At 63.8% G+C, this 26,428-nt stretch carries 28 protein-coding genes; 20 read left to right on the top strand and 8 right to left on the bottom strand.

Going from position 1 to position 26,428, the window contains the following annotated elements:
* Positions 1-36 precede the first annotated feature (36 nt).
* From BLR26_RS06520 to BLR26_RS06535, 4 genes are all read left to right on the top strand, one after another.
* A complete protein-coding gene (locus BLR26_RS06520; RefSeq protein ID WP_093379163.1) occupies positions 37-1,959 on the top strand; it encodes a sigma-54-dependent Fis family transcriptional regulator in 1,923 nt (640 codons plus the stop codon).
* Between the two features lie 66 nt (positions 1,960-2,025).
* Complete coding sequence (gene mpl / locus BLR26_RS06525) at positions 2,026-3,375, top strand: UDP-N-acetylmuramate:L-alanyl-gamma-D-glutamyl-meso-diaminopimelate ligase (protein ID WP_093379166.1); 1,350 nt, start codon at positions 2,026-2,028, stop codon at positions 3,373-3,375.
* The gene (ubiX, locus tag BLR26_RS06530) at positions 3,372-4,001 is read left to right on the top strand and encodes a flavin prenyltransferase UbiX (protein WP_045199899.1); all 630 of its coding nucleotides are present in this window, start codon (positions 3,372-3,374) and stop codon (positions 3,999-4,001) included. Before mpl ends, ubiX begins: the two co-directional genes overlap by 4 nt.
* A complete protein-coding gene (locus BLR26_RS06535) occupies positions 3,998-4,285 on the top strand; it encodes a YceK/YidQ family lipoprotein (protein WP_093379169.1) in 288 nt (95 codons plus the stop codon). The genes ubiX and BLR26_RS06535 overlap by 4 nt, the downstream gene beginning before the upstream one ends.
* Before the next feature lie 67 nt (positions 4,286-4,352).
* Here BLR26_RS06535 and BLR26_RS06540 read toward each other — a convergent pair whose 3' ends face one another.
* The 3 genes from BLR26_RS06540 to BLR26_RS06550 all read right to left on the bottom strand — a co-directional run bounded on the left by BLR26_RS06540 (position 4,353) and on the right by BLR26_RS06550 (position 7,298).
* On the bottom strand, positions 4,353-4,994 hold the full coding sequence (locus BLR26_RS06540; RefSeq protein ID WP_045199893.1) for an oxidoreductase: 642 nt from the start codon (positions 4,992-4,994) through the stop codon (positions 4,353-4,355).
* A 26-nt stretch (positions 4,995-5,020) separates the two neighbouring features.
* On the bottom strand, positions 5,021-6,754 hold the full coding sequence (locus BLR26_RS06545; protein WP_093379172.1) for a C13 family peptidase: 1,734 nt from the start codon (positions 6,752-6,754) through the stop codon (positions 5,021-5,023).
* A gap of 88 nt (positions 6,755-6,842) precedes the next feature.
* Positions 6,843-7,298 (bottom strand): MaoC family dehydratase, encoded by a 456-nt coding sequence (locus BLR26_RS06550; RefSeq protein ID WP_045199890.1) that lies wholly within the window; start codon positions 7,296-7,298, stop codon positions 6,843-6,845.
* A gap of 158 nt (positions 7,299-7,456) precedes the next feature.
* Here BLR26_RS06550 and BLR26_RS06555 point away from each other — a divergent pair, with 158 nt between their 5' ends.
* The 3 genes from BLR26_RS06555 to BLR26_RS06565 are packed head-to-tail and all read left to right on the top strand — an operon-like array spanning position 7,457 to position 9,132.
* Positions 7,457-7,819 carry a CidA/LrgA family protein gene (locus tag BLR26_RS06555; protein ID WP_045199889.1) on the top strand — a complete coding sequence of 121 codons (363 nt, stop codon included), beginning with the start codon at positions 7,457-7,459 and terminating at the stop codon, positions 7,817-7,819.
* Entirely contained in the window at positions 7,816-8,532 is a 717-nt protein-coding gene (locus tag BLR26_RS06560; protein WP_045199887.1) for an LrgB family protein, read from the top strand. The genes BLR26_RS06555 and BLR26_RS06560 overlap by 4 nt, the downstream gene beginning before the upstream one ends.
* A gap of 9 nt (positions 8,533-8,541) precedes the next feature.
* On the top strand, positions 8,542-9,132 hold the full coding sequence (locus BLR26_RS06565; RefSeq protein WP_093379175.1) for an LON peptidase substrate-binding domain-containing protein: 591 nt from the start codon (positions 8,542-8,544) through the stop codon (positions 9,130-9,132).
* 4 nt (positions 9,133-9,136) lie between these two features.
* Here BLR26_RS06565 and BLR26_RS06570 read toward each other — a convergent pair whose 3' ends face one another.
* Entirely contained in the window at positions 9,137-10,453 is a 1,317-nt protein-coding gene (locus BLR26_RS06570; RefSeq protein WP_045199883.1) for a bifunctional DedA family/phosphatase PAP2 family protein, read from the bottom strand.
* Positions 10,454-10,457: 4 nt separating this feature from the next.
* Positions 10,458-11,150 (bottom strand): DNA-3-methyladenine glycosylase, encoded by a 693-nt coding sequence (locus tag BLR26_RS06575; RefSeq protein WP_045200060.1) that lies wholly within the window; start codon positions 11,148-11,150, stop codon positions 10,458-10,460.
* 184 nt (positions 11,151-11,334) lie between these two features.
* Between BLR26_RS06575 and BLR26_RS06580 the strand changes: the two genes are divergently transcribed.
* From BLR26_RS06580 to BLR26_RS06640, 13 genes are all read left to right on the top strand, one after another.
* Positions 11,335-12,606, top strand: coding sequence for a glutamate-5-semialdehyde dehydrogenase (locus tag BLR26_RS06580; RefSeq protein ID WP_093379178.1), 1,272 nt, complete (start codon positions 11,335-11,337; stop codon positions 12,604-12,606).
* 37 nt (positions 12,607-12,643) lie between these two features.
* Entirely contained in the window at positions 12,644-13,294 is a 651-nt protein-coding gene (nadD, locus tag BLR26_RS06585) for a nicotinate-nucleotide adenylyltransferase (protein ID WP_050990013.1), read from the top strand.
* A gap of 45 nt (positions 13,295-13,339) precedes the next feature.
* Positions 13,340-13,765, top strand: coding sequence for a ribosome silencing factor (rsfS, locus tag BLR26_RS06590; protein WP_045199877.1), 426 nt, complete (start codon positions 13,340-13,342; stop codon positions 13,763-13,765).
* A 9-nt stretch (positions 13,766-13,774) separates the two neighbouring features.
* A complete protein-coding gene (gene rlmH, locus BLR26_RS06595; protein ID WP_045199875.1) occupies positions 13,775-14,242 on the top strand; it encodes a 23S rRNA (pseudouridine(1915)-N(3))-methyltransferase RlmH in 468 nt (155 codons plus the stop codon).
* Positions 14,243-14,258: 16 nt separating this feature from the next.
* Positions 14,259-16,148, top strand: a complete 1,890-nt coding sequence (mrdA, locus tag BLR26_RS06600) for a penicillin-binding protein 2 (protein ID WP_045199872.1) — start codon at positions 14,259-14,261, stop codon at positions 16,146-16,148.
* A 38-nt stretch (positions 16,149-16,186) separates the two neighbouring features.
* Entirely contained in the window at positions 16,187-17,290 is a 1,104-nt protein-coding gene (rodA, locus tag BLR26_RS06605; RefSeq protein ID WP_045200058.1) for a rod shape-determining protein RodA, read from the top strand.
* A 17-nt stretch (positions 17,291-17,307) separates the two neighbouring features.
* A complete protein-coding gene (gene mltB, locus BLR26_RS06610; protein ID WP_045200056.1) occupies positions 17,308-18,318 on the top strand; it encodes a lytic murein transglycosylase B in 1,011 nt (336 codons plus the stop codon).
* Complete coding sequence (locus BLR26_RS06615; protein WP_045199870.1) at positions 18,318-19,322, top strand: septal ring lytic transglycosylase RlpA family protein; 1,005 nt, start codon at positions 18,318-18,320, stop codon at positions 19,320-19,322. The genes mltB and BLR26_RS06615 overlap by 1 nt, the downstream gene beginning before the upstream one ends.
* Before the next feature lie 134 nt (positions 19,323-19,456).
* Entirely contained in the window at positions 19,457-20,617 is a 1,161-nt protein-coding gene (locus BLR26_RS06620; RefSeq protein ID WP_045199868.1) for a D-alanyl-D-alanine carboxypeptidase family protein, read from the top strand.
* 75 nt (positions 20,618-20,692) lie between these two features.
* A complete protein-coding gene (locus BLR26_RS06625) occupies positions 20,693-20,965 on the top strand; it encodes a DUF493 domain-containing protein (protein ID WP_045199865.1) in 273 nt (90 codons plus the stop codon).
* Positions 20,965-21,612: a lipoyl(octanoyl) transferase LipB gene (lipB, locus tag BLR26_RS06630; protein ID WP_045199863.1), complete on the top strand. Its 648-nt coding sequence runs from the start codon at positions 20,965-20,967 to the stop codon at positions 21,610-21,612. The genes BLR26_RS06625 and lipB overlap by 1 nt, the downstream gene beginning before the upstream one ends.
* A gap of 2 nt (positions 21,613-21,614) precedes the next feature.
* A complete protein-coding gene (gene lipA, locus BLR26_RS06635; protein WP_010222903.1) occupies positions 21,615-22,613 on the top strand; it encodes a lipoyl synthase in 999 nt (332 codons plus the stop codon).
* A gap of 91 nt (positions 22,614-22,704) precedes the next feature.
* Positions 22,705-23,712, top strand: a complete 1,008-nt coding sequence (locus BLR26_RS06640; RefSeq protein ID WP_093379188.1) for a S66 peptidase family protein — start codon at positions 22,705-22,707, stop codon at positions 23,710-23,712.
* On the opposite strand, the gene BLR26_RS06645 is transcribed toward BLR26_RS06640, so the two are convergent.
* The 3 genes from BLR26_RS06645 to holA all read right to left on the bottom strand — a co-directional run bounded on the left by BLR26_RS06645 (position 23,703) and on the right by holA (position 26,394).
* Positions 23,703-25,019, bottom strand: a complete 1,317-nt coding sequence (locus BLR26_RS06645) for a lytic murein transglycosylase (protein ID WP_045200053.1) — start codon at positions 25,017-25,019, stop codon at positions 23,703-23,705. The two genes, BLR26_RS06640 and BLR26_RS06645, sit on opposite strands and share 10 nt — an antisense overlap.
* Before the next feature lie 61 nt (positions 25,020-25,080).
* Positions 25,081-25,245 carry an alternative ribosome rescue factor ArfA gene (gene arfA / locus BLR26_RS06650; RefSeq protein ID WP_045199858.1) on the bottom strand — a complete coding sequence of 55 codons (165 nt, stop codon included), beginning with the start codon at positions 25,243-25,245 and terminating at the stop codon, positions 25,081-25,083.
* Positions 25,246-25,356: 111 nt separating this feature from the next.
* Positions 25,357-26,394, bottom strand: coding sequence for a DNA polymerase III subunit delta (gene holA, locus BLR26_RS06655; protein WP_045199856.1), 1,038 nt, complete (start codon positions 26,392-26,394; stop codon positions 25,357-25,359).
* Positions 26,395-26,428: the final 34 nt, after the last annotated feature.

The following is a 26,428-nucleotide window of genomic DNA, read 5'->3' on the forward strand; positions in this document are numbered from 1 at the left end:
TGCTGGGCTTATCTCGTCTGCGGAGAACAATAAAAAGTGCAGAGCAATCACCTTAGCCGGCATGCCCGGCAAGTCCTCACCGTGACCCAGGGCAAGGCCCTGGCACAGGGCCCCGGCAGCGATCCGTCGATTGCCCGTTCCTGGCTGCGTTGCCTTGAGGACTATCACCTGGATCCGGCCCAGAGCATGGCCCCGACCGTGCTCGAGCACGGCCGCGTGCTGGAAAGCCGCGAGCGCTTGCAGCAGGTACTGCAGATCGCCGGCAACGAGATGAACAGCCTGCACCAGCAGCTGTCCGGTGCCGGCCATGCGGTGCTGCTCACCGATGCCCGCGGGGTCATCCTAAATTGCGTCACCGCGCCTACCGAACGGCGCATCTTCGAGCGCGCCGGGCTGTGGCTGGGTGCCGACTGGAGCGAGGCACGTGAAGGTACCAACGGCATCGGCACCTGCCTGGTCGAGCGCCAGGCGGTAACCATCCACCAGGATGAGCACTTTCGTGGCCGTCATACCGGCCTGACCTGCTCGGCCAGCCCGGTGTTCGACCCGCACGGCGAGTTGCTGGCGGTGCTCGATGTCTCGTCTGCCCGCGCTGATGTTTCGCGCCAGAGCCAGTTTCACACCATGGCGCTGGTCAACCTCTCGGCGAAGATGATCGAGAGCAGCTACTTTTTGCGCTATTTCGATAACCAGTTCCTCCTGCGCTTTCATCTGCAGGCCGAATCGGTAGGGATGTTCAGCGAAGGGCTGCTGGCCTTTGATGGCGACGGGCGGATCTGCGCGGTCAACCAGAGCGCCTTGAACCTGCTGGGCACCATCCGTGGCGGTGTGCTCGGCAAGCCTGTGGATATGTTCTTCGATTGTGCGCAGGATGAGTTGTTCAGCCGCGCCACTGCCCAGGCCAACACCAGTTGGCCGCTACGCACCCGCGACGGCCGGGTACTGTTCGCCAGTCTGCGCGGCCAGGTGCGTTCGCTGGCGCCGGCAGCGGCGCCGTTTGTTGCCCCGGCGAAAACCTCGCAGCCCGGTGGCATCTGTCTGGTCGATCCGGCCCTGCAGAACGATTTTCGCCGGGCCGTTCGTGTGTTCGAACGCGATGTGCCATTGCTGCTGCGCGGCGAGACCGGTTGCGGCAAGGAGGCCTTCGCCAAAGCCGTACACCAGGCCAGCCAACGCAGCAGCAAGGCGTTTGTTGCCCTCAACTGTGCGTCGATCCCCGAGAGCCTGATCGAGAGCGAGCTGTTCGGCTATCGCGGCGGCAGTTTTACCGGGGCGCGCAAGGAGGGCATGCGCGGCAAGCTGCAGCAGGCCGACGGTGGCACGCTATTGCTGGACGAAATTGGCGACATGCCGCTGGCCCTGCAAACCCGTCTTTTACGCGTGCTCGAAGACCGCATGGTGGTGCCCATCGGTGGCGAACCGCAGGCCGTCAACGTGCGCATCATCAGCGCCAGCCACCGCAACTTGCTTGAGCGGGTCGAAGATGGCAGTTTCCGCGAAGACCTTTATTACCGTCTCAACGGCCTGGAAATCGATCTGCCGGCCTTGCGCGAGCGCAGCGACAAGTCGCAGTTGCTCGACTTCATCCTGGCCGAAGAGGCCGGTGAGCAAAGCGTAAGCCTGGACCCTGCGGCGCGCCGGGCGTTGCTCGACTTCGCCTGGCCGGGCAACGTGCGCCAGCTGCGCAACGTCCTGCGTACCTTGGTGGCGCTGAGCGAAGAGGGGCACATCGAGTTTGCCGACCTGCCGGCGGTAGTTCGCCAGCCGCCGGCACTTATCAAAAGCTCCTCACCTGTGGATAACCCCGCGCCGCTGCTGGACAGCGCCGAGCGCAACGCCTTGCTGGCAGTGCTGGAGCAGCAGCGCTGGCACATGACCCATGTCGCCGCGCAGTTGGGGGTTAGCCGTAATACCTTGTATCGAAAACTTCGCAAACACGGCATCGCCCGGGACGCCTGAGCGAAACACAGGATGCGATTTGTCGCGCCCTAGGCTACCCTGCCTCGACGTTTTGCGAGGTCGATCATGCACATTCATATTCTCGGTATTTGCGGCACTTTCATGGGTTCGCTGGCCGTGCTGGCCAAGGAGCTTGGCCATCGGGTCACCGGCTCCGATGCCAACGTCTACCCACCGATGAGCACCCAGCTTGAAGCCCAGGGCATCGAACTGACCCAGGGCTATGACGCCGCCCAACTGGACCCGGCGCCCGACCTGGTGGTGATCGGCAACGCCCTGTCGCGGGGCAACCCGGCAGTCGAGTACGTACTGAACAAGGGCCTGCCCTACGTGTCGGGCCCGCAGTGGCTGGCCGACCACGTGCTGCAAGGCCGCTGGGTGCTGGCGGTTGCCGGCACCCATGGCAAGACCACCACCAGCAGCATGCTTGCCTGGGTGCTGGAGCACGCCGGCATGAGCCCGGGCTTCCTGATCGGCGGCGTGCCGCAGAATTTCTCGGTCTCGGCGCGCCTGGGCGGCACGCCGTTCTTCGTGGTCGAGGCCGACGAATATGACAGCGCCTTCTTCGACAAGCGCTCGAAGTTCGTGCACTACCGTCCCCGTACCGCGATCCTCAATAACCTTGAGTTCGATCATGCGGATATCTTCCCAGACCTGGCCGCCATCGAGCGACAGTTCCACCACTTGGTGCGAACCATTCCAAGCGAAGGCCTGGTGATCCATCCGACCACCGAGCCGGCCCTTGAGCGCGTGATCAAGATGGGCTGCTGGACGCCGGTGCAGACCACCGGTGAAGGCGGGCAGTGGCGGGTCAAACTGCTCTGCGCCGACGGTTCGCGTTTCGAAGTCAGCTTCGAAGGCGAAATCCAGGGCGTGGTCGAGTGGGAGCTGACCGGGCAGCACAACGTCGCCAACGCCCTGGCTACTTTGGCGGCTGCACGTCATGTCGGCGTGGTGCCGGCCATGGGTATTGCCGCATTGAGCGCGTTCAAGAGCGTCAAGCGGCGGATGGAAAAGGTCGCTGAAGTACAGGGAGTGACCATCTATGACGACTTCGCTCACCACCCGACCGCTATCGCCACCACCCTCGATGGCTTGCGCAAACGCATCGGCGATGCTCCGCTGATTGCCGTGATCGAGCCGCGCTCCAACTCGATGAAGCTCGGCGCCCACCGTGATGGCCTGCCCGAGAGCGTCAACGATGCCGACCAGGTGATCTGGTACGCACCGCCGAACCTGGGCTGGGACCTGGCCGCCACCGCCGCCGAATGCAAGGTGCCGGCTGTGGTGGCCGACAGCCTTGAAGCGATCATCGAACGGGTCAAGAGCCAGGCCAAGCCCGGCACCCAGGTGGTGATCATGAGCAATGGCGGCTTCGGCGGCCTGCACGGCAAGTTGGCCGAGGCGCTGAAATGAGCGGGCCGGAACGCATCACCCTGGCCATGACCGGGGCTTCGGGGGCGCAGTATGGGCTGCGCCTGCTCGATTGCCTGGTGCGCGAAGACCGCGAGGTGCATTTTCTGATCTCCAAGGCCGCGCAACTGGTGATGGCCACCGAGACTGATGTGTTGCTGCCGGCCAAACCGCAAGCCATGCAGGCCTTCCTCACCGAGTACACCGGCGCTGCCGCCGGGCAGATCCGCGTGTATGGCAAGGAAGACTGGATGTCGCCGGTCGCCTCGGGCTCTGGCGCGCCGGCGGCGATGGTGGTGGTGCCGTGCTCGACCGGGACCTTGTCGGCGATTGCCACCGGCGCCTGCAACAATCTGATCGAGCGGGCTGCAGACGTGACCCTGAAGGAGCGTCGGCAGTTGATCCTGGTGCCGCGTGAGGCACCGTTCTCGACCATCCACCTGGAGAACATGCTCAAGCTGTCGAACATGGGCGCGGTGATCCTGCCGGCGGCGCCGGGCTTTTATCATCAGCCGCAGACCATCGACGACCTGATCGACTTTGTTGTCGCACGGATCCTCAACCTGCTGAACATTCCCCAGGACATGCTGCCGCGTTGGGGCGAGCATCATCTGGGCGCGGATGAATGAAGCGCCTGCTGGGCGTGATGCTGCTGTGCGTGATGGCTAGCGGTTGCGCCAGTGTGCGCACCCTGGACGCGGCCAAACCGGGGGCGCCGGTGGTATATGCCGGTACGCGCCTGGATCTGTATGCGTTGCAGGGCGGTTGTTGCGCCATTGACCGCTTTGGCGCCGAGGCGCCGAAGTATCCCGGGCTGGACCTGCCGGGCAGTGCCTTGCTTGATACCGTGCTGCTACCGCTGTCGGTATTGACCGCGCTGGGAATTGGCTTTCAGGCGACGGGCGGGTTGTAGCGGCTGGCCTGATCGCGGGGCAAGCCCGCTCCCACACACTCTGTGGGAGGGGGTTGCCCCGCGATTGCTACTTGCCCAACCGGCGCAATTCATCCGACTCGACAATCCGGATCCCGTCCTGCTCTTCCAGCGCCAAACGCCACAGCGCCCTGGCCAGTTGGCAGGCCTCGATGCCCCGGTACTTGCCCGGGATCAGCTTCGACAGCGGCCCGGCCAAGCGTTCCGACATCCGCGGTTCGATGCGGTCACCCAGCAGCAGCGAAGGCCGGGCGATGGTCAGTTGCGGCCAGTCCTGGGCCTTCAATGCGGCCTCCATTTCGCCTTTGACCCGGTTGTAGAAGATCGGCGATCTGCGGTCGGCGCCCAGGGCGCTGACCACCAGCAGGTGCCGCGCGCCCATCTCCCGGGCGCGCTTGCCGAAGGCGACGACCATGTCCAGGTCGACCGCGCGAAAGGCCGGCTCGGACCCTGCCTGCTTGATCGTGGTGCCCAGGCAGCAGAAGGCGATGTCGACGCGACCTGCCAGTTGCGGGAGGAACACCGCCGGGTCACCCACCGGGTTTTCCAGGTGCGGGTGTTCGGCCAGTGGGCGACGGGTGGGGGCCAATACGCGGCTGACGGTGGGCTCGTTGAGCAGCCGATCAAGTAAGTGTTCACCGGTAAGACCGGTGGCTCCGGCAAGCAGGATGTGCTGAGGCGTCAAGTACATGATGTCTCTCCCTTGATACAGTCAGCTTAGTGGTTGCCAGCATTTTTTGCATGCTCGGCCTGTTGCTTGCCCGCATCACTTTGCAAGGCTTTGCGCGCTTGTTGCTGGCGCAGGCGCTGCCAGTGATCGAGTACGCCCTTGGGTGCCCAGATCTGAGGCTCGGAGGCATCGAAGCCTTCAATGGCCTCGCGCTCGGAGACGCTGGCGCTGGCCCGCTCGAAGGCCTGCTGCAGGTCGTCGGTCTGGTTCAGGGCCTGGGCGAACAGGGCGTCGCCAAAGTAGGTGAAGTCGGCTTCTTCGGAGCAGCCGAACGACACCCGGTCGGCGCGCGAGGCGGTCATGATCAGGGTCCGCTCGTCTTTGAGCGGGGCGATATAGCCACCTGAATAACAGGCCGAGATGACAATGATCTTGTCGCGGTCTTTCAAGGGCGCCAGGGTCGTGGCCAGGGCATCGGCGGGCAGGTCTGCCAGTTGCAGGCGCGGCTGGTCGAGTACCAGTTCGTGCTCGTGGCTGCCGTGGCTGGTCAGGTAGATGAACACCAGGTCTTCCGGGCCGCTGCGTTCGGCCAGGGTGCGCACGGCGCGGGCAAGGTTCTCGCGGGTGGCCATGGGCCGGTCGCTGAGGTGGTCGCGGTGGTTGACCAGGCTGATCTGGCCGACCGCGCCAAAGCGGCTCTTGAGCATGTTGCTGACGTAATCGGCCTCGCGCAGGAACACGCTCTGTTTGCCATCGCCCCCCAGGGCCAGGCTGTAGAGTTCGATGTCCGGGGTCGAGGCCGGCACCTTGGCCAGCGCTTGGTCGAGCAGGCCGCCCTGGTTGAGCAGCGCCAGTTCCAGCGGGTCGGGCAGCAGTTTGCCGTGCTCGTCGCGCACGCGCTGGCCATTGAGCCACTGGCCGCTTTCATTGCGCCCGTCGAGCAGGGTCAGGCGGCCGTTGCCCTGGTAGGTGTCGTTCTCGAAGCCGCCGACATAGACACTGCCGTCCGGCAACTGCAGGCGCCCGTTACCGGAAAACCGCCAGTCGCGAAAATAACCCTTGTAGTGGCTGCCGTCGCTGCCGATCAGCTCGCCCTTGCCGCTGAGCGAGCCGTCCTTGAACTGGCCGATCCACACGTCACCATCGGTGTTTTCGTAACGGCCGCGGCCTTCCAGGCGGTTGTCATGGAAGGCACCGATGTACTGGTCGCCTTCGGCGCTGTTGAAGGTACCGCTGCCTTCGAGCTGGCCGTTGACGAAACGGCCGCTGAACTGGTTGCCGCTGGCGTCGCTGCGGATGCCTTCGCCATTGGGTTTGCCGCGGGCGAACAGGCCCTGGTACTGGCTGCCGTCAGCCAGTTCGAGATGGCCGGCGCCGTGGTACTGGTCGTCCTTGAACTGGCCACGGTAAAGCAGGCCGGGTTCCTTGAGGGTGCCTTCGCCGTCGCGGCGGCCGAGCTTGAACCCACCGGTGTAGCTGCTGCCCGGTGTTTTCAGGGTGCCCAGGCCGTGGAACAGGCCCTGCTGGAACCCGCCGCGGTAGACCTCGCCATTGCTACCATGCCATTCACCCTGGCCATGCCACTGGCCATTGAGGAAGTTGCCCTTGTACCAACTGCCGTTGGGGTAGTCGATGCGCCCGGCACCTTGCAGCAGGCCGTCGACCACCTCGCCCCGATAGCGGCCGCCATCGGGCAGGCGCGCATCGGGCGGCGACAGGGGTTCGCCGTCACCGCAAGCGGCCAGTAGCAGGGTCAGGGCAAGGGGAACGAGTGGGCGCATGGCGGGGTCCGGACAAGTGAGGCCCCGAGTATGCCGTAGAACGCGGGGGGTGAAACAGTCGCCAGGACGGTTTCACCCAGTGCCTGGCTCAGATGAAGCAGAGCGACAGCGGTTCGGCGATGTAGGCAGGTTTTTCCTGGCCTTCGATTTCCAGGGTGGCGGTGACCTTGAGCAGCCACTGTCCGGGTTTCTTCTCGGTCACCTCGGCCAGATCGACCTTGAGCCGCACCTTGCTGTCGACTTTCACCGGCTGGATGAAACGCACGCTGTCCAGGCCATAGTTGACGGCCATTTTCAGGCCTTCAGGCACAACCAGAATGCCTTCCATCAACTTGGGGATCAGCGACAGGGTGAGAAAACCGTGAGCGATGGTGCTGCCAAATGGCGTTTTTGCCGCCTTGTCCGGGTCGACATGGATGAACTGAAAGTCGCCGGTCGCCTCGGCAAACAGGTTGATGCGCTGTTGATCGATGGTCAGCCATTCGGAACGTCCCAGTTCCTTTCCAACGTACTGCGAAAGCTCTGCAACAGGTACATAGGGCATTGTGACTCTCCAGATTGTCTTTGGTTTTGTTATGACTTCGGCAGATTCGAAAGTCTAAGATCAGCACGCCTGCAGGAAGTGGTCAAGTCGGCGAAGATCGGCTTATAGCCCGGTCGTTAGCGTGCTTATAATGGCCGCCAGGCCTCAAGGAGATGCTTATGCTGTTGCGTGGTTTGACCTGGCTGGTGCTGTTCCAGTTGCTCGGAACGGCGATCAATCACCTGGTGGTGCCGATCCTCCCCGGGCCGATCATCGGCCTGCTGTTGCTGCTGGTGTACCTGATGCTGCGTGGCGAGGTGGGCGCGCCCCTGAGCGAGGCGGCCAACAGCCTGCTGCGCTACTTGCCACTGCTGCTGGTGCCGCCGGCGGTGGGGGTAATGGTCTATGCCGCGGATATCGCCGCCGACTTCTGGGCCATCGTCGGCGCCCTGGTGCTGTCGGCGCTGCTCACCCTGGTGTTCGTCGGCGTGCTGATGCACAAGCTGATGGCCCGCCAGGGCAGCCATGAGGAGCAGCCATGAGCCTGGACTGGAGCGGCGCCGTCAACGCCGTCATTCACCATCCGCTGTTTGGCATCGGCATCACCCTGGGCGCCTACCAGCTGGTGCTGGCGGCCTACGAGAAAACCCGCTGGATCTTCCTGCAGCCGGTGCTGGTGTCGATGCTGGTAGTCATTGGCGTACTGCTGGGCTGTGGCCTGACTTACAGCGAATATCGCAAAAGCACCGAGATCATGAACATCCTCCTGGGCCCGGCGACCGTGGCCCTGGCGGTGCCGCTCTATCTCAACCTGCGGCGCATTCGCCAGCTGTTCTGGCCGACCTTTACTACGCTGGTAATCGGAGGGGTGTTCGCCACCGGCGCCTGCCTGTTGCTGGGCTGGTGGTTTGGCGCCGAGCACATGATCCTGATGACCATGGCGCCAAAATCGGTGACCTCGCCGATTGCCATGCTGGTGGCCGAGCAGATTGGCGGCGTGGCCGCGCTGGCGGCGGTGTTCGTGTTGATCACCGGGGTGATCGGGGCGATTTTCGGCCCGGCGCTGCTGTCGCGTTGTGGTGTGCACAGCCCTGAAGCGCGCGGCATGGCTTTAGGCGTGACTGCGCATGCGGTTGGTACTTCGGTAGCGCTGCAGGAAAGTGAAGAATGCGGGGCCTTCGCGGCCCTGGCGATGAGCCTGATGGGGGTTGCCACGGCGGTATTCCTGCCACTGGCGGTTAGCCTGGTTGCTTGAGGAGTTGCAATGACGTTACCCCTGTTTCCGCTCAATACCGTGCTGTTCCCGGGCTGCTTTCTCGATCTGCAGATATTCGAGGCGCGTTACCTGGACATGATTGGTCGCATCATGAAGCAGGGCGGCGGTTTTGGCGTGGTGTGCATCCTTGAGGGCGAGCAGGTTGGCGCTGCGCCCAGCGGTTTCTCGCAGGTTGGCTGCGAGGCGCTGATTCGCGATTTTCAGCAGCAGGACAACGGCCTGCTGGGGATTCGGGTCGAAGGCACCCGGCGCTTTCGTGTCGGGCCGTTCGAGGTGCAGAAGGACCAGTTGCTGGTCGCTGATGTGTCGTGGCTGCCGGAGCTTGCCGACGAGCCGCTGGAAGATGACCATCACGACTTGCTGGCGCTGCTGCAAGCCCTGGGCGAGCACCCGATGGTCGAGGCGCTGGGCATGCCGGTGACGGTCCAGGGCCAGCAGGCCCTGGCCAACCAGCTCGCCTACCTGCTGCCGTTCGTTGAAGAAGATAAACTCGACCTGCTGGCCATCGACTCACCGCACAAGCGCCTGGAGGCTATCCAGGCGCTGCTTGACCGGCTGCAAGGCGAGCTGTTCGCCTGATGCCTCAGTACTGGTAGCGCAGCAAGGCGTGCGGCAGCGAGTGCAGGGCGAAGAACGCCAGCAGGGCGACGCAGGCCGGCAGGATCAGCCACCAGACCCGTAGCGGCAGGGCGGTGAGCGGTTGCCGGTATTGGGTCAGGGTCAGGCTGGTAGCGCACACGCAGCAGGCGAGCATGGCGCCGGCGAGGATGTCGGTCGGCCAGTGCGCCCCCAGGTACACCCGTGACAGCGCGATCGCCAGTGCCGGAATGCAACCCAGCATGATCCAGGTCAGGCGCATGCGCGGCGGCTGCCCGCGCCCGGCCAGCACCGCCAGTACCAGGAAGAACGCAAACGACGCCGAGCTGTGCCCGCTGGGCATGCTGTAGGTGGTCAGCGGATCAGTGAGTACCTCCGGGCGCGCCCGGGCAAACAGCCACTTGAGGCTGCCATTGGCCAGGGCCGTGCCGATCAGGGTGCTGCCGGCGAAAATCGCCGGGCGCCACTGGCGGGCCAGCAATAACAGGCCGGTGAGCAGGCCGCCGAGGAAGAACTGGGTTCGGAAATCGCCGAGGCGGGTGATCAGCACCACCGTGCCGTCGATGGCGCGGCTGCGGTTCTCCTGGATCAGGGTCATCAGGCCCTGGTCGAACTGGGTCAGGTATGGCCAGCCGAGAAACAGCCCGGTCAGGGCCAGCAAGCTCATCCCGGCAATCAGCCGGGTGCCGCGGCGCATGCTGCGCAGGCTGCTGTTGATGCTCAGGCCGACCAGCACCGCCAGGCCGCCCATCACTACCCCAGCCTGTGGCCAGAAGCCTTCCGGCAACGGCAGGCGCATGGCCGCGCCGGTTGCCCAGCCCGGCAGCAGGTAAGCCACTGCCCAACCGGCCCCGGCCAGCAGGCTGACGGCGATAAAACGCGGCAGCGGCATGTCGAACATGCCGGCGACCATGGGCAGCATCGGCCGCAGCGGGCCGATGAAGCGCCCGACTAGCAGGCTGGCGATACCATAGCGCTGAAAGTAGGTTTCGGCGCTGCCGATCCATTCCGGATGGTGGCGCAGCAGCGGCAAGCGGCGGATGTTCTGATGAAAGCGCCGGCCTAAGGTGTAGGAGATCGCGTCGCCGAGCAAACCACCGGCAAAGCCCAGCAACAGGGTTTCGCCCAGGCTCAACGCACCGCTGCCGGCCAGTACCGCGACGGCGAACAGCAAAACGGTGCCGGGGACGATAATCCCGGCAATCGCCAGGCATTCCACGCAGGCCACCAGAAAAATCGCTAATCCCAGCCACTGCGGGTTGGCGCTGAGCCAAGTGGTCAGGCTGTCGAGCCATGGGCCCATCGTGTCAGTTTCCTTGTGTCAGTAAAAAGTAGTCCCGGCCTTCGACTTGGCCCCGGCGCAGCGGGTTCCGTGTGCAATGGCGGGCAAAGTCGGCGTCGACGAAACGGTAGGGCAGATGTTCATCGCGGCCGTGGGGAATCCCCAAGCGGGTGGTCTGGATAATTTGTTTCACTTTGATACCGCAGTCCTCGACAAACAGCTGCTCGGCATCAAAGCGTTTGCCGTCCCAGTGCGGCACTTTCAGGCCCAGGGCCTTGCACAGCAGGGTCTGGCCGGCGCACAGGCGTTCGGGCGGGCGCGCCTGGCCGCTGGCGTCAGGGTTGTTCAGTTGCATCTGTGCCAGGCTGTTGTCATCCGACAAGGCATCGACGAAGGGGTAGGCCGATTTGATCAACACCGCATTGCCCGGCCCGTGGGCGCTGAAGTTCAGCGAGTCGCCGCCGCGGGCGTAATACATGTAGATGTGCCCGCCGTCGAGGAACAGCGCCCGGCGTTTTTCGGTGTAGCCGAGCGAAGCGTGGCTGCCCTTGTCGCTGAGGTAGTAGGCCTCGGTCTCGATAATCCGTGCCGCCAGCCAGTACGGGCCGTAGCGGTGGCGGATGACCTTGCCCAGCAGGGCCCTGGCCAATTCGCCAGCGTCGCGGTCGAAGAAGCTGTCGGGCAGGGCCTTGGGCGGGCAGGGGGCGGAGTCTGGCATGCGGGCAGGTTCGCGGGTGGACAGGTGGGCGATGATAGCAATTTCTGTCTTAACCAACCCTGAATGGCCATTATGAAGCGAGGGGCCGGCACTCTTTTCGACCATCCGCCTGTCACCGCTGGGCGTGGGGCCACACGACAGTTATAATCATCCGATTTTCCCCTTCGCCAAGACCACTGAGCCCATGACTGAGTCCGTTCTTGACTACATGACCCGCCTGGGTCGCGCTGCCCGCGCGGCGTCGCGCGTGATCGGCCGTGCCAGCACTGCGCAAAAGAACCGCGCCCTGCAAGCCGCCGCCAACGCCCTGGACGCTGCCCGCGCCGAGCTGACCGCCGCCAACGAACTGGACCTCGCTGCTGGCCGCGCCAATGGCCTGGAAGCGGCCATGCTCGAGCGCCTGGCGCTGACCCCGGCACGCATCGACGGCATGATCGTCGGCCTGCGCCAGGTGGCCAGCCTGCCGGACCCGGTCGGCGCGATCCGCGACATGAGCTACCGGCCATCGGGTATTCAGGTCGGCAAGATGCGCGTGCCGCTGGGGGTGATCGGCATCATTTACGAGTCGCGTCCGAACGTGACCATCGACGCTGCCAGCCTGTGCCTGAAGTCGGGCAACGCCACCATCCTGCGCGGCGGCTCCGAAGCCATCCATTCCAACCGTGCCATTGCCGCCTGCATCCAGCGCGGCCTGGCCGAGGCCGGCTTGCCGGCGGCGGTGGTGCAAGTGGTCGAAACCACCGATCGCGAGGCGGTTGGCGCATTGATCAGCATGCCGGAGTTCGTCGACGTCATCGTGCCGCGTGGCGGCAAGGGCCTGATCGAGCGCATCAGCCGCGACGCGCGCGTGCCGGTGATCAAGCACCTCGATGGTATCTGCCACGTCTATGTGGCTGAGCACGCCGAGCTGGACAAGGCCCGGCGCATCGCCTTCAACGCCAAGACCTACCGCTACGGCATCTGCGGGGCGATGGAAACCCTGCTGGTCGATCAGTCGGTCGCGGCCGAGTTCCTGCCGGAAATGGCCCGACAATTTCGGGAAAAAGGCGTCGAATTGCGCGGTTGTGAGCGCACGCTGAAAATCATCGAGGCGCTGCCGGCGACCGAAACGGACTGGAACACCGAATACCTCACGGCGATTCTGTCGATCCGCGTAGTGGACGGTCTGGACCAGGCCATCGAACACATCAATCGCTATGGCTCGCACCATACCGATTCGATCGTCACCGAACACCAGGCGCAGGCTCGCCAGTTCATGGCCGAGGTCGATTCGTCGTCGGTAATGATCAACACCCCGACCTGCTTTGCCGACGGTTTCGAGTACGGTCTGGGCGCGGAGATCGGGATTTCCACCGACAAGCTGCACGCCCGAGGCCCGGTTGGCCTGGAAGGCCTGACCTGCGAAAAATACGTGGTGATCGGCGACGGTCAGCTGCGCGGACAGGAGTCGCTCTGACTTGGCCGAGCGCAAACCGCTCGCCCCAGTCTCGACGATGTCGCCCGCCCGGCGCATCGGCGTGCTCGGCGGGACTTTCGACCCGGTGCACATCGGACACCTGCGCAGTGCGCTGGAGGTCGCCGAAGTGCTGGCGCTCGACGAGCTGCGGCTGATGCCCAACGCCCGCCCGCCGCACCGTGATACGCCGCAAGTGTCGGCCCAGGACCGGCTGGCGATGGTCCAGTGCGCGGTTCAGGGCGTGCCTACGCTGTCGGTCGATGCCCGCGAACTGGCCCGTGACAAGCCGTCGTACACCATCGAAACGCTGGAACTGATGCGTGCTGAAATGGCCGCCTCGGAGCAACTGTTTCTGCTGCTGGGCTGGGACGCGTTCTGCGGCCTGCCCAGTTGGCACCGTTGGGAAGAATTGCTGCAACACTGTCACATCCTGGTGCTGCAACGCCCGGATGCCGACGTCGAGCCGCCGGATGCCTTGCGCAACCTGCTGGCCGCACGTTCGGTCAGTGATCCGCAGGCCCTTGAAGGGCCTGCCGGGAATATTGCATTCGTCTGGCAGACGCCGCTTGCGGTGTCAGCCACGCAGATCCGACAGCTGCTGGCCAGCGGCAAGTCGGTGCGGTTTCTGGTGCCGGACGCAGTACTGGCCTACATCGATGCGCACAACCTTTACCGTGCGCCGAACTGAGGGTGCTGAGAAGCGCCTCATACTATTGAGTTGAATGAGTTTTATATGACCAAGCAAAAACACAACGTCAGCGCCGAAGAGCTGGTCGAACTGACCAAGTCCGCCCTGGAAGACGTCAAGGCCCAGGACATCCAGGTTATCGACGTAAAAGAAAAGCACAGCCTGACCGACTACATGATCATCGCCACCGGTACCTCCAACCGCCAGATCAGCGCGATGCTGGAAAAGGTCCGTGAGCAGGTCAAGGCCAAGGGCGTGCAGCCACTGGGCGAAGAAGGCAAGGGCGACAGCGACTGGGTACTGCTGGACCTGAATGATGTCATCGTCCACATGATGACTGCCGCTGCCCGTCAGTTCTACGACCTTGAGCGTCTGTGGATGGGTGCCGAGCAGAGCCGTGCCGCCGATGGCAAGCACCACAGCCCGGAAAACACCCACGACTTTGCAGACAAGCTGAAAGATCGGGAATAAGGAAGGCTCGTGCGTCTGCGTCTGATCGCGGTCGGCTCGCGCATGCCCAAGTGGGTCGAGGACGGTTGGCATGAATATGCCAAGCGCCTGCCCGCGGAGCTGTCGCTGGAGCTGGTGGAAATACCGCTCAATACCCGGGGCAAGAATGCCGACGTCGCCCGCCTGATCCGTCAGGAGGGTGAGGCCATGCTTGCCAAGGTCCAGCCAGGGGAACGGATTGTCACCCTGGAGGTCCATGGCAAGCCCTGGAGTACCGAGCAACTGGCGGTCGAGCTGGACCGCTGGCGGCTGGATTCGCGTACCGTCAACTTCATGGTCGGCGGCCCCGAAGGGCTGGCGCCGGAAGTCTGTGCGCGGGCCGAGCAGCGCTGGTCGCTGTCGCCGCTGACACTGCCCCACCCGTTGGTAAGGATACTGATCGGCGAACAGCTGTACCGCGCCTGGACCGTATTGTCCGGGCACCCCTACCACAAATAAGCCTTAAGCCTTTTCAATGTCGCAGCCGATTCGCCTCAAGGATCACGAGAAAGACGCCCGTCTGGTGCGTAGCCGCGTCGTGGTCGGTGCAGTGGCGATCGTCCTGCTGATTTGCGTGTTGATCGCCCGCCTGTATTACCTGCAGGTGATCCAGTACGACTATCACTCGACCCTGTCGGAAAATAACCGGGTGCATGTGCAGCCGATTCCGCCGACTCGCGGGCTGATCTTCGACCGCAACGGGGTGATCGTCGCCGATAACCGGCCAAGCTTCAGCCTGACCATGACCCGTGAGCGCTCCGGCGACTGGCAGCAGGTACTCGATGTGATCGTCGAGGTGCTCGAGCTGACCCCGGACGACCGCACCCTGTTTGAAAAGCGCATGCGCCAGGGCCGCCGGCCGTTCGAGCCGGTGCCGATCCTGTTCGAGCTGACCGAAGAACAGATCGCCCGGGTTGCGGTGAACCAGTTCCGCCTGCCCGGCGTCGAGGTGGTCGCGCAGCTGGTGCGCCATTACCCGCAGGGAGCGCACTTTGCTCACTCGGTCGGTTATGTCGGGCGGATCAACGAGAAAGAGCTGAAGACCCTCGACCCGGTCAACTACAGCGGCACCCACCATATCGGCAAGACCGGCATCGAGCGCTTCTACGAGCCGGAACTGCACGGCCAGGTGGGTTACGAAGAGGTTGAGACCAACGCCCGTGGCCGGGTATTGCGGGTGCTCAAGCGTACCGACCCGATCCCCGGCAAAGACATCGTCCTGAGCCTCGACATCAAGCTGCAGGAAGCTGCCGAGGCCGCGCTGGGCGGGCGCCGCGGCGCCATTGTCGCACTCGACCCAAATACCGGCGAAGTACTGGCGATGGTCAGCCAGCCAAGCTTTGACCCCAACCCGTTCGTCACCGGCATCAGCTTCAAGGCCTATGCCGAGCTGCGCGATTCGATCGACCGGCCGCTGTTCAACCGCGTGCTGCGCGGCCTGTACCCGCCGGGTTCGACCATCAAGCCGGCAGTGGCCATCGCCGGCCTCGACAGTGGCGTGGTCACCGCCAGCAGCCGGGTGTTCGACCCGGGCTTCTACCAACTGCCCAACTATGACCACAAGTACCGCAACTGGAACCGCAGCGGCGACGGCTGGGTCGACCTCGACCTGGCGATCATGCGCTCCAACGACACCTACTTCTACGACCTGGCGCACAAGATGGGCATCGACCGTCTGTCCAGCTACATGAACAAGTTCGGCCTCGGGCAGAAAGTCTCCCTCGACATGTTCGAGGAGTCCGCCGGCCTGATGCCGACTCGCGAATGGAAGCGCGCCACCCGCCGCCAGGCCTGGTTCCCGGGCGAGACGCTGATCCTCGGTATCGGCCAGGGCTACATGCAGACCACGCCGCTGCAGATGGCCCAGGCCATCGCCCTGATCGCCAGCAAGGGCAAGTGGAACCGTCCGCACCTGGCCAAGACCATCGAAGGCCAGCCACCGGTGGACGAGAACCCGATGGAAGACATCGTCTTGCGTGACAAGTCCGACTGGGCCAGGGTCACCCATGGCATGGAGCAGGTGATGCACAACGCCCGCGGTACCGCCCGCGCCGCCGCCGCCGGTGCCCAGTACCGGATTGCCGGCAAGAGTGGTACCGCCCAGGTGGTAGCGATCAAGCAGGGCGAGAAGTACGACCGCAACAAGGTTCAGGAACGCCACCGCGACCACGCCCTGTTCGTCGGCTTCGCCCCGGCAGAGAACCCGAAGATCGTGGTTTCGGTGATGATCGAAAACGGCGAAGCGGGTGGCCGCGTCGCGGCGCCGGTGATGCGTCAGGTAATGGACGCCTGGTTGCTCGACGAGCATGGCCGGCTCAAATCCGAGTTCGCTCCCGCCACCGTCGTTCAGGAATCGGCCCAGTGAAGAACAATTTCGATCGCATGCTTTCCAGCGAGGACGTAATGCGTCGTCGCGCAAGCTTCCTGCAGCGCATCCATGTCGACGGCCCGTTGCTGATCCTGCTGCTGACCCTGGCTGCCGGCAGCCTGTTCGTGCTCTATTCGGCCAGCGGCAAGAACTGGGACCTGCTGCTCAAGCAAGCCAGTTCGTTCGGCATCGGCCTGGTGTCGATGTTCGTCATTGCCCAGCTCGAACCACGTTTCATGGCGCGCTGGGTGCCCCTTGCCTATGTGGTCGGGGTGATCCTGCTGGTGGTGGTTGACGTCATGGGCCACAACGCCATGGGCGCCACGCGCTGGATCAACATTCCCGGGGTGATCCGCTTCCAGCCCTCGGAGTTCATGAAGATCATCATGCCGGCGACCATCGCCTGGTACCTGGCCAAGCGCTCGCTGCCGCCGCATTTGAAGCACGTGGTGATCAGCCTGATCCTGATCGGCCTGCCGTTCATCCTCATCGTGCGCCAGCCAGACCTGGGTACCGCCTTGCTGATCCTCGCCTCCGGCGCCTTCGTGCTGTTCATGGGCGGCCTGCGCTGGCGCTGGATCCTCAGCGTGGTGGCGGCGGCAGTGCCGGTGGCGGTGGCGATGTGGTTCTTCGTCATGCACGACTACCAGAAACAGCGGGTACTGACCTTTCTCGACCCGGAAAGCGATCCGCTGGGCACCGGCTGGAACATCATCCAGTCGAAAGCGGCGATCGGCTCGGGCGGGGTGTTCGGCAAGGGCTGGCTGCTGGGCACCCAGTCGCACCTGGACTTTCTCCCGGAAAGCCACACCGACTTCATCATCGCCGTGCTTGGCGAGGAGTTCGGCCTGGTCGGCATCTGCGCGCTGCTTTTGATCTACCTGCTGCTGATCGGCCGCGGCCTGGTGATTACCGCCCAGGCCCAGACGCTCTACGGCAAGTTGCTGGCCGGCAGCCTGACCATGACCTTCTTTGTTTATGTGTTCGTCAATATCGGTATGGTCAGCGGCTTGTTGCCCGTGGTGGGGGTGCCGCTGCCCTTCATTAGTTATGGCGGAACTTCGTTGGTGACGCTGCTGTCAGCGTTTGGGGTTTTAATGTCGATCCATACGCATCGCAAATGGATTGCGCAGGTTTGAATAAGGTGAAGAATTACATGCAAGCAATGCGTGGCTGGGCGGCTCGTTGTGCGCCCTGGGTCGGCTTTGTAGGTTTGCTCGGCGGAGCGCAAGGCGCTGCTGCCGGCGACTACGACGGCTCGCCCCAGGTAGCCGAGTTCGTCGGCGAAATGACCCGCGACTACGGTTTTGCCGGTGAGCAACTAATGGGGGTGTTTCGCGAGGTTCAGCGCAAGCAGTCGATCCTTGACGCGATCTCGCGCCCGGCTGAACGGGTAAAACCCTGGAAAGACTACCGGCCGATGTTCCTCACCGACGCCCGCGTCGCCCGCGGCGTCGACTTCTGGCGCCAGCATGAGGCCACCCTGGCCCGCGCCGAACAGGAATACGGCGTGCCGGCCCAGGTGATCGTCTCGATCATCGGCGTCGAAACCTTCTTTGGCCGCAACACCGGCAATTACCGGGTGATTGATGCGCTGTCGACCCTGGGCTTCGATTATCCGCCGCGTGCCGAATTCTTCCGCAAGGAGCTGCGCGAGTACCTGTTGCTGGCCCGTGAAGAGCAGGTTGACCCACTGACCCTCAAGGGCTCCTACGCCGGGGCCATGGGCTTGCCGCAGTTCATGCCGAGCAGCTTTCGCGCCTACGCCGTGGATTTTGACGGCGACGGCCACATCAATATCTGGAACAACCCGGACGATGCCATCGGCAGCGTTGCCAGCTACTTCAAGCGTCATGGCTGGGTAGCCGGCGAACAGGTGGTCAGCCGCGCCACGGTGCGTGGCGAACGCGTCGACGAAGGCCTGAGCCCGGGCATCGACGCGGTCAAGACGGTCGGGGAGTTGCGGGCACTGGGCTGGTCGAGTCATGATGCGCTGCGCGATGATCTGCCGGTCACCGCCTTCCGGCTCGAAGGTGACAACGGCCCGGAATACTGGCTGGGCCTGAAAAACTTCTACGCGATCACTCGCTATAACCGCAGCGTGATGTATGCCATGGCAGTGCATCAGCTCTCGGACCTGCTGGTTCAAGCACGGGGCGCCAAGTAATGCGCGTAATGTTCTCCGCTACATCGCTGAAACTGCTGGGTTGCGCGGCCCTGGGCCTGGTGCTGGTGAGCTGTTCGAGCAGCCGCCCGAGCACCTCCACCCAGGGTAATGCCAATGTCGTGCGGGCCAAGCCCGGCCTGGACATCAACCGGGCCCACAAGGACGGCGCGCCCTGGTGGGACGTCGACGTCTCGAAGATCCCCGACGCGACCCCGACTGTGCACACCGGCAACTACAAGGCCAACCCCTACACCGTGCTGGGCAAGACCTACTTCCCGATCCCCGACTCGCGCAACTACCGCGCCGAGGGCACGGCATCCTGGTACGGCACCAAGTTCCACGGCCAGAACACCGCCAACGGCGAGGTCTATGACCTCTACGGTATGAGCGCGGCGCACAAGACCCTGCCGCTGCCGGCCTACGTCAAGGTTACCAACCTCGACAACCAGCGCAGCGTGATCCTGCGGGTCAACGACCGCGGGCCGTTCTATTCCGACCGCATCATCGACCTGTCGTACGCGGCGGCGAAGAAGCTCGGCTATGCCGAGACCGGCACCGCGCGGGTGCGCGTCGAAGGCATCGACCCGAAACAATGGTGGGCCCAGCGCGGCCAGCCGGCGCCGATGGTCCTCGACCAGCCGCAAGTGGCCCAGACCCAGGCGCTGCCGGCCAGCACCGGCACGGTCGAGCAATGGACGCCACCGCCGCAGCAGCACGCCGCTGCGGTCGTACCCCTGCAAGTCGCCAGCAACAACACGATGGCCAGCAATGGTCTTTACTTGCAGGTCGGCGCTTTTGCCAACCCCGATGCCGCCGAACTGCTGCGCTCCAAGCTCAGCAGCATGGTCAGCGCACCGGTGTTCATCAGTTCGATCGTGCGCAACCAGCAGACCCTGCACCGGGTCCGCCTGGGGCCGATCAACAGCCAGGGTGAAGCCCAGCAGATGCAGGACAGCGTGCGCCTGGCCAATCTGGGGCAGCCCAAAGTCGTCACGGCAGACTGATCGGGGGGACTGATCGGTTTGTCATGCAGCCGGGCGCAGCCGCCATGTACAATGGCGGTTTTGCCCGTCAGGCCATGCGCCTGTAAACGTTTTGCCCATGAGGGCATGAGCCCATTAGCCATTTCGAGAGACGGATGAACATAACCAGCTTTGCCAAACGCCTTTGCCTGCTTGTACCGCTGATGATTGCCCCTGCCGCCTTCGCGGCAGAGCAAATGATGCCGTCGCCGCCGCAACTGGCTGCCAAGTCCTACGTGCTCATGGAAGCCTCCAGCGGCAACATCCTGGTCGAGAACAATGGTGACCAGCGTCTGCCTCCGGCGAGCCTGACCAAGCTGATGACCGCCTACATCGCGACCCTGGATATCCGTCGCGGGCAGATCGGCGAAAACGACCCGGTCACCGTCAGCGAAAACGCCTGGCGCACCGGCGGTTCGCGGATGTTCATCAAGGTCGGCACCCAGGTCAGCGTCAGCGACCTGCTGCACGGCATCATCATCCAGTCGGGTAACGACGCCAGCGTCGCCCTCGCCGAGCACATCGCCGGCAGCGAAGACGCCTTCGCCGACATGATGAACAAGACCGCCGGCGACCTGGGCATGAGCAACAGCCACTTCATGAACCCGACCGGCCTGCCGAACCCCGAGCACTACTCGTCGGCCCACGACATGGCAGTGCTGGCGCGCGCGATCATCCACGAAGACCCGGCTCACTATGCGATCTACTCGCAGAAAGAGTTCTTCTGGAACAACATCAAGCAGCCTAACCGCAACCTGCTGCTGTGGCGCGACAAGACCGTCGACGGCCTGAAAACCGGCCACACCGACGAAGCCGGCTACTGCATGGTGTCTTCGGCAGTACGTGACGGCATGCGCCTGATCGCCGTGGTCTTCGGTACCAACAGCGAGCAATCGCGTGCGGCCGAAACCCAGAAGCTGCTGACCTACGGCTTCCGCTTCTTCGAAACCCAGACCTTCTACCAGAAGGGTACCGAGCTTGCCCAGGCACCGGTCTGGAAGGGCGCAACCAATCAGGTCAAAGCCGGTCTCGCCGAAGACCTGACCATGACTTTGCCTAAAGGCCAATTGAAAAAGCTGGCCGCAAGCATGACCATGAACCCGCAATTGATCGCTCCGATCAACAAAGGTGACGTGATCGGTAAAGTGGAAGTCAAACTGGATGACAAGGTTGTCCACAGTGCCGACCTGATCGCGCTGGATGGCGTTGAGGAAGGTGGTTTCTTCCGTCGTGTGTGGGATAGCATTCGGCTATTCTTCTACGGGTTGTTCAACTGATATCGTGACCTGCCACGCCCCCGCCACTCATGCGGGGGCGTTGTTGTTGCCACGGCTTACGAGGCCGTTACTGCTATGACCGAAGCTGACAAGTCGCACAAAATCGAATTCCCCTGCGCCGATTACCCGATCAAGGTCATCGGCGACACCGTGGTCAATTTCAAGGACACGGTGATCGAGATCCTCAAGAAGTACGCCACGGTCGACATGAGTACCCTGGCTGAACGTCAGAGCAAGGAAGGCAAGTACACCACGGTGCAACTGCACATCATCGCCACGGGTGAAGACCAGCTGCACGATATCAACAGCGCCCTGCGCGCGACCGGAATCGTGAAAATGGTGCTCTGATGCCCGCGTGTCTCGGCTTTCGCGACCTCGGCCTGCTGCCTTACGAGCCGGTGCTGGAGGCCATGCGTCGGTTTACCGACCAGCGTGGCCCGGGTACCGCGGATGAGGTATGGCTGGTTGAACACCCGGCGGTGTTCACCCAGGGCCAGGCCGGCAAGGCCGAGCATCTGCTGGTACCGGGTGACATCCCGGTGGTGCAGACCGATCGCGGCGGCCAGGTGACCTATCACGGCCCGGGTCAGCTGGTGGCGTACTTGCTGCTGGATGTACGCCGCCTGGGTTTTGGCGTGCGCGATCTGGTCAGCCGCATCGAGCGCTGCCTGATCGAGTTGCTGGCCAGTTACAACGTCGAGGCGGCGGCCAAGGCCGATGCCCCAGGCGTTTATGTCGACGGGGCGAAGATCGCCTCGCTCGGCCTGCGGATTCGCAATGGCTGTTCGTTCCACGGCCTTGCCTTGAACGTGGACATGGACCTGGCGCCATTCCGCCGGATTAACCCCTGCGGGTATGCGGGGCTGGCCATGACCCAGCTGCGCGACCAGGCAGGCTCGATCGAACTCTCTGAGGTAAGGGCAAGGCTGCGCGGGCAGCTGGTCAAGCACCTCGACTATGCTGAGCAGACGACCCTTACGGGCGGAATCTTCTGAATATGACTACTGTTGTGCAAGAACCAGTGCAAAGCGTGACGCCAGCGCCTCGGCCGAAGGTCGAGGCGGGTGTCAAACTGCGTGGCGCGGAAAAAGTCGCGCGTATCCCGGTAAAGATCATCCCCACTGACGAGCTGCCAAAGAAGCCTGACTGGATTCGCGTGCGTATCCCGGTTTCGCCGGAAGTCGACCGCATCAAGCAACTGCTGCGCAAGCACAAGCTGCACAGCGTCTGCGAAGAAGCCTCCTGCCCGAACCTGGGCGAGTGCTTCTCGGGCGGCACCGCGACCTTCATGATCATGGGTGACATCTGCACCCGTCGCTGCCCGTTCTGCGACGTCGGCCATGGCCGGCCGAAGCCCTTGGACGTCGACGAGCCGAAGAACCTCGCCGTGGCCATTGCCGACCTGCGCCTGAAGTACGTGGTGATCACCTCGGTGGACCGCGACGACCTGCGCGACGGTGGTGCCCAGCATTTTGCCGACTGTATCCGTGAGATCCGCGCGCTGTCGCCGGGTGTGCAGCTCGAGACCCTGGTGCCGGACTACCGCGGGCGCATGGATGTAGCCCTGGCGATTACCGCCGAAACCCCGCCGGATGTGTTCAACCACAACCTCGAAACCGTACCGCGCCTGTACAAGGCCGCGCGTCCGGGTTCGGACTACCAGTGGTCGCTGACCTTGCTGCAGAAGTTCAAGGAACTGGTGCCGCACGTACCGACCAAGTCCGGGCTGATGCTGGGCCTTGGCGAAACCGATGAAGAAGTGATCGAAGTGATGCATCGCATGCGCGAGCACAACATCGACATGCTGACCCTCGGCCAGTACCTGCAGCCGTCGCGCAGCCACTTGCCGGTGCAGCGTTTCGTGCACCCGGACACCTTTGCCTGGTTCGCCGAAGAAGGTTACAAGATGGGCTTCAAGAACGTTGCTTCCGGTCCGCTGGTGCGTTCTTCGTACCATGCCGACCAGCAGGCGCATGAGGCCAAGATCAAGCTCTGATCGACAGCCTGGTTGTCTCGATGCCGATGTCTGCTGCAAAGCGACATCGGCATTTTTGTTTGCCGACCTGTCCACACAAGGAGTCGTCTGGATGAACCTTCCCTTCACCCATCAGGCCGATGTGCTGTCTCACGCCCAGCCGTTGCCCATGGCCTTGCCCGCTGGCGGGCTGATCGCAATCATCGCCCCGGCAGGTCCCGCTCAGGTCGATACGCTCAAGGTCAACCAGTGGTTCGAGGCGCGCGGCTATCGCTGCCGGATCTACCCGGGAGTAACCGCCGCCGAGGGTTATCTGGCCGGTAGCGATGCGCAGCGCCTGCAAGACCTGCACAGTGCATTTGCCGCTAAGGATGTCGATGCCATCATCTGCCTGCGCGGTGGCTACGGCAGCATGCGCCTGCTGGAAAACATCGATTTCGACTTGCTGCGCCGGCATCCCAAGCCGTTGGTCGGCTACAGCGACATTACCGCGCTGCACACGGCGATTGCCCGTCATGCCGGGTTTGTGTCTTTCCATGGTGCCATGCTCAAGTCGGAGCTGCTGGGCAACAAGCAGGAGCCGACACTCTCTTCGTTGTTCGAGCAGCTGCGCGGCCAGCTGGGCGCCGGTGACCGTCTTGAGCACCCTCAGGCCTGGCCATTGACCACCATCCTGCCAGGCACTGCCAGCGGGCCTTTACTGGGGGGTAATCTGTCGTTGTTGTGCGCGACCCTGGGCACCCCGGCAGAACTCCACTGTGATGGCGGTATTCTGTTTATCGAAGACGTCAACGAGCCGCTGTACCGGGTCGACCGCCTGCTGACGCAATTGCGTCTGGCGGGCAAGCTCGAAGGGATTCGTGGCGTGCTGGTCGGGGATTTCGCCGGGATTGCACTAGAGGCGCTGGCGCCCTTGCTGCGCCAGTTCTTTGCACCGCTGCAGGTGCCGGTGCTGGCCGGCTGGCGCAGTGGTCATTGCGACCCGAACCTGACGTTGCCGATGGGGGCCAGGGTGTGCCTGGATGCCGATGGCAAGTGTTTGCGACTGGAGCAGGATTTGTTTGAGCGCCATCGCGGGGCAGGCCAGAGTGACCTGCCCCGCGAGGTGCTTCAGCGCTGACGCAAGCTATCGAGCAGCTTGTGCGTCGGATAGCCATCAGCCGGCCAGCCCAGCGCCTGCTGGGCGCTGCGGATGGCCTTGCGGGTGTTGGCGCCGATGATGCCGTCGGCGGCGCCGGCGTCGTAGTTGCGGGCACTGAGCAGGGTCTGCAGCTCGACACGCTCGCTGCGGCTCAGTGGCAGGTCATCCTTGGGCCATGAGCCGGCAATGTAGCCCGAGCCATCGAAGCGCTGGCCGAGCAGGCCGACGGCCATGGCGTAGGACGACGAGTTGTTGTACTTGAGGATCGCGCGGAAGTTGTCCAGTACCAGGAATGCCGGGCCGCGATAACCGGCCGGCAACAGCAGGGCGGCGGACAGCTGCTCGCTGCCGGCTGGCAAACGTACGCCGGCGGGCAGTTTCAGGCCCATCTGCAGCCATTCCGATACCGGCTTGCGCTGGCTGCCATCGGCCAGCCAGTAGTCGAAGCCAGGCGCCAGCTGCACCTCAAAACCCCAGGGTTCGCCGCGTTTCCAGCCGGAGCTCTGCAGGTAATGCGCAGTCGAGGCCAGGGCGTCAGCCGAGCTGTTCCAGATATCCCGGCGGCCGTCGCCGTCAAAATCCACGGCATGGGTGTTGTAGGTGGTGGGGATGAACTGGGTCTGGCCCATGGCCCCGGCCCACGAGCCCTTCATGGCGTCGGGCTGGATATCACCGTTTTGCAGGATTTGCAGCGCCGCGATCAACTGCGCCTGGGCGAATGCCGGGCGGCGGCCTTCATAGGCCAGGGTGGCGAGAGAGCGGATAACCGATTTGTTGCCCTGGAACTGGCCAAAGTTGCTCTCCATTCCCCACACCGACACCAGCACATTGCGGTCGACGCCGTAGCGTTGTTCGATCTGGCTCAGCAACTCGGCATGTTTTTCCAGCAGGCCTTTGCCGTTGCGTACCCGCAGTGGCGACAGCGCACCATCGAGGTACTCCCATACCGGCCGGGTAAACTCAGGCTGGCTGCGGTCGGCCTTGATCACGTCCATGTCGGGTGTGACACCGAGGAATGCGCGGTCGAAGGTGCTGGCATTGATACCCGCTTGCAGGGCTTGCTGGCGGAATCCCGCCTGCCATTGGGCGAAGCTTTGCAGCGGCTGGATCTCGCTGAGCGTGTCGACGGCAGGGGTGGGCAGGGTGACGACTGGAGCCGGTTGGGCAGGGGCCAGCGGCAGCGCATCGGCGGCGGTGGGTTTCTCCGCGCAGGCGACAAGCAGGATGAGGCTGGAGGCGGCAATCAGCTGGCGAGGTTGCCAGCGACGGGAAAGACAAAGGGGCATGCACAGGTCCAGGTATTTCAGGTCAGGTGCCGACCATACCATGCCTGCCGGATTCTTGCCTTTATGCGGCCAAAAAGTAAGAAGCCTCCCAATCTCTCGATTGGAAGGCTTCGCGGCGGTAGCTGCCTTTGCCTTTGCCGGCGCGTTCCTGGCGGCTGCGGAACAAGGGCTGGGCGACGATGGATTTGGCCTTGTTGGGCCCGGGCTTTGCGGGTTTTTTGCTCATGACAGGGAGTCCTGCAGGGTGGGTGTGGGGCGCAATATAGGTGTGAAGTTATCGCGGGGCAAGCCCGCTTCCACACAAATCGGTAGGAGCGGGCTTGCCCCGCGATACATTTCACTCCGCCGGCAAAGCCAGGCGCTGCCCCGCCATCAACAACGACAAGCGCGCCAGGCTGGTCCACGGCGAACCCTGGGCCTGGCCCTTGATCTGCGCATCGATGCGCTGGGCATCCTGCAGCAACTGGCTCCAGCGCTGCGCCGAATGGCGTTGCAGGGCTTTGCTCATCAGCGGCTTGCGCTTGTCCCAGACCGGCGGCCGGGCCTGGCTGAAGGCCTTGTCCAGCGGCACGCCCTGGCTGAACTGCTGGGCAAGCCCGGCCAGCAGGCGCAGTTCCCGGGCCAGGGCCCAGAGAATCACCGGTGGCTCGACCCCTTCGCCGCGCAAGCCCTCAAGCATGCGCAAAGCATGGGCTGCCTCGCCATTGAGGATCGCATCGACCAGGCCGAACACATCGAAACGGGCACTGTCGGCTACTGCCGCCTGGACCGTTTCAACCGTGATCTGATTGCCTTCGGCCAGCAGCTTGAGCTTCTCGATCTCCTGGGCTGCTGCCAGCAGGTTGCCTTCAACCCGGGCGGCGATCAGGTCAACCGCGTCGCGCTGGGCGCTCAGCCCGGCCTGGGACAGGCGCTGGCTGATCCATTGCGGCAACTGGTGGCTGTCTACCGGCCAAATCTGCACGAACTGGACGTGCTGGCCTTCGATCAGCGCCTTGCCCCACTTGGTCTTCTGCGCACTGCCATCGAGCTTGGGCAGGCTGATCAGCAGCAGGGTGTCTTCGGCAGGCTTGGCGCAGTACTCGATCAGTGCTGCCGCGCCCTTGTCGCCAGGCTTGCCGGAGGGCAGGCGCAGCTCGAGCAGGCGGCGCTGGGCGAACAGCGACAGGCTGGCCCCGGCCTGGAGCAGGGTGCCCCAGTCGAAGTTGGCGTCGGCGCTGAACACCTGGCGCTCATCGAAGCCTTGCTGGCGCGCCGCGGCACGCACGGCGTCGGCCGCTTCCTGGCACAGCAGCGGGTCATCGCCGCTGATCACGTAAACCGGCGCGAGGCTGCCTTGCAGGTGTTTGTTGAGCTGGGCGGGAGTGAGTTTCATGATGGCAGACGGGGCACCGAAGTGCCCCGTTCAG

Origin of the sequence: Pseudomonas sp. UC 17F4 (assembly GCF_900101695.1) — a bacterium.
In the GTDB taxonomy this organism is placed as follows: domain Bacteria; phylum Pseudomonadota; class Gammaproteobacteria; order Pseudomonadales; family Pseudomonadaceae; genus Aquipseudomonas.

Bases quoted from the DNA above. Each gene is read 5' to 3' on its own strand.
- BLR26_RS06545 (WP_093379172.1), bottom strand. From the start codon at position 6,754: ATGCGCCCACTCGTTCCCCTTGCCCTGACCCTGCTACTGGCCGCTTGC.
- lipA (WP_010222903.1), top strand. From the start codon at position 21,615: ATGACTACTGTTGTGCAAGAACCAGTGCAAAGCGTGACGCCAGCGCCT.
- arfA (WP_045199858.1), bottom strand. From the start codon at position 25,245: ATGAGCAAAAAACCCGCAAAGCCCGGGCCCAACAAGGCCAAATCCATC.
- BLR26_RS06540 (WP_045199893.1), bottom strand. From the start codon at position 4,994: ATGTACTTGACGCCTCAGCACATCCTGCTTGCCGGAGCCACCGGTCTT.
- BLR26_RS06555 (WP_045199889.1), top strand. From the start codon at position 7,457: ATGCTGTTGCGTGGTTTGACCTGGCTGGTGCTGTTCCAGTTGCTCGGA.
- BLR26_RS06570 (WP_045199883.1), bottom strand. From the start codon at position 10,453: ATGGGCCCATGGCTCGACAGCCTGACCACTTGGCTCAGCGCCAACCCG.
- mrdA (WP_045199872.1), top strand. From the start codon at position 14,259: ATGTCGCAGCCGATTCGCCTCAAGGATCACGAGAAAGACGCCCGTCTG.
- BLR26_RS06625 (WP_045199865.1), top strand. From the start codon at position 20,693: ATGACCGAAGCTGACAAGTCGCACAAAATCGAATTCCCCTGCGCCGAT.
- BLR26_RS06535 (WP_093379169.1), top strand. From the start codon at position 3,998: ATGAAGCGCCTGCTGGGCGTGATGCTGCTGTGCGTGATGGCTAGCGGT.
- mltB (WP_045200056.1), top strand. From the start codon at position 17,308: ATGCAAGCAATGCGTGGCTGGGCGGCTCGTTGTGCGCCCTGGGTCGGC.
- BLR26_RS06550 (WP_045199890.1), bottom strand. From the start codon at position 7,298: ATGCCCTATGTACCTGTTGCAGAGCTTTCGCAGTACGTTGGAAAGGAA.
- BLR26_RS06645 (WP_045200053.1), bottom strand. From the start codon at position 25,019: ATGCCCCTTTGTCTTTCCCGTCGCTGGCAACCTCGCCAGCTGATTGCC.
- ubiX (WP_045199899.1), top strand. From the start codon at position 3,372: ATGAGCGGGCCGGAACGCATCACCCTGGCCATGACCGGGGCTTCGGGG.
- rodA (WP_045200058.1), top strand. From the start codon at position 16,187: ATGCGTCGTCGCGCAAGCTTCCTGCAGCGCATCCATGTCGACGGCCCG.
- holA (WP_045199856.1), bottom strand. From the start codon at position 26,394: ATGAAACTCACTCCCGCCCAGCTCAACAAACACCTGCAAGGCAGCCTC.
- BLR26_RS06560 (WP_045199887.1), top strand. From the start codon at position 7,816: ATGAGCCTGGACTGGAGCGGCGCCGTCAACGCCGTCATTCACCATCCG.
- nadD (WP_050990013.1), top strand. From the start codon at position 12,644: ATGTCGCCCGCCCGGCGCATCGGCGTGCTCGGCGGGACTTTCGACCCG.
- rsfS (WP_045199877.1), top strand. From the start codon at position 13,340: ATGACCAAGCAAAAACACAACGTCAGCGCCGAAGAGCTGGTCGAACTG.
- BLR26_RS06580 (WP_093379178.1), top strand. From the start codon at position 11,335: ATGACTGAGTCCGTTCTTGACTACATGACCCGCCTGGGTCGCGCTGCC.
- BLR26_RS06640 (WP_093379188.1), top strand. From the start codon at position 22,705: ATGAACCTTCCCTTCACCCATCAGGCCGATGTGCTGTCTCACGCCCAG.
- BLR26_RS06575 (WP_045200060.1), bottom strand. From the start codon at position 11,150: ATGCCAGACTCCGCCCCCTGCCCGCCCAAGGCCCTGCCCGACAGCTTC.
- lipB (WP_045199863.1), top strand. From the start codon at position 20,965: ATGCCCGCGTGTCTCGGCTTTCGCGACCTCGGCCTGCTGCCTTACGAG.
- BLR26_RS06615 (WP_045199870.1), top strand. From the start codon at position 18,318: ATGCGCGTAATGTTCTCCGCTACATCGCTGAAACTGCTGGGTTGCGCG.
- mpl (WP_093379166.1), top strand. From the start codon at position 2,026: ATGCACATTCATATTCTCGGTATTTGCGGCACTTTCATGGGTTCGCTG.
- BLR26_RS06565 (WP_093379175.1), top strand. From the start codon at position 8,542: ATGACGTTACCCCTGTTTCCGCTCAATACCGTGCTGTTCCCGGGCTGC.
- BLR26_RS06620 (WP_045199868.1), top strand. From the start codon at position 19,457: ATGAACATAACCAGCTTTGCCAAACGCCTTTGCCTGCTTGTACCGCTG.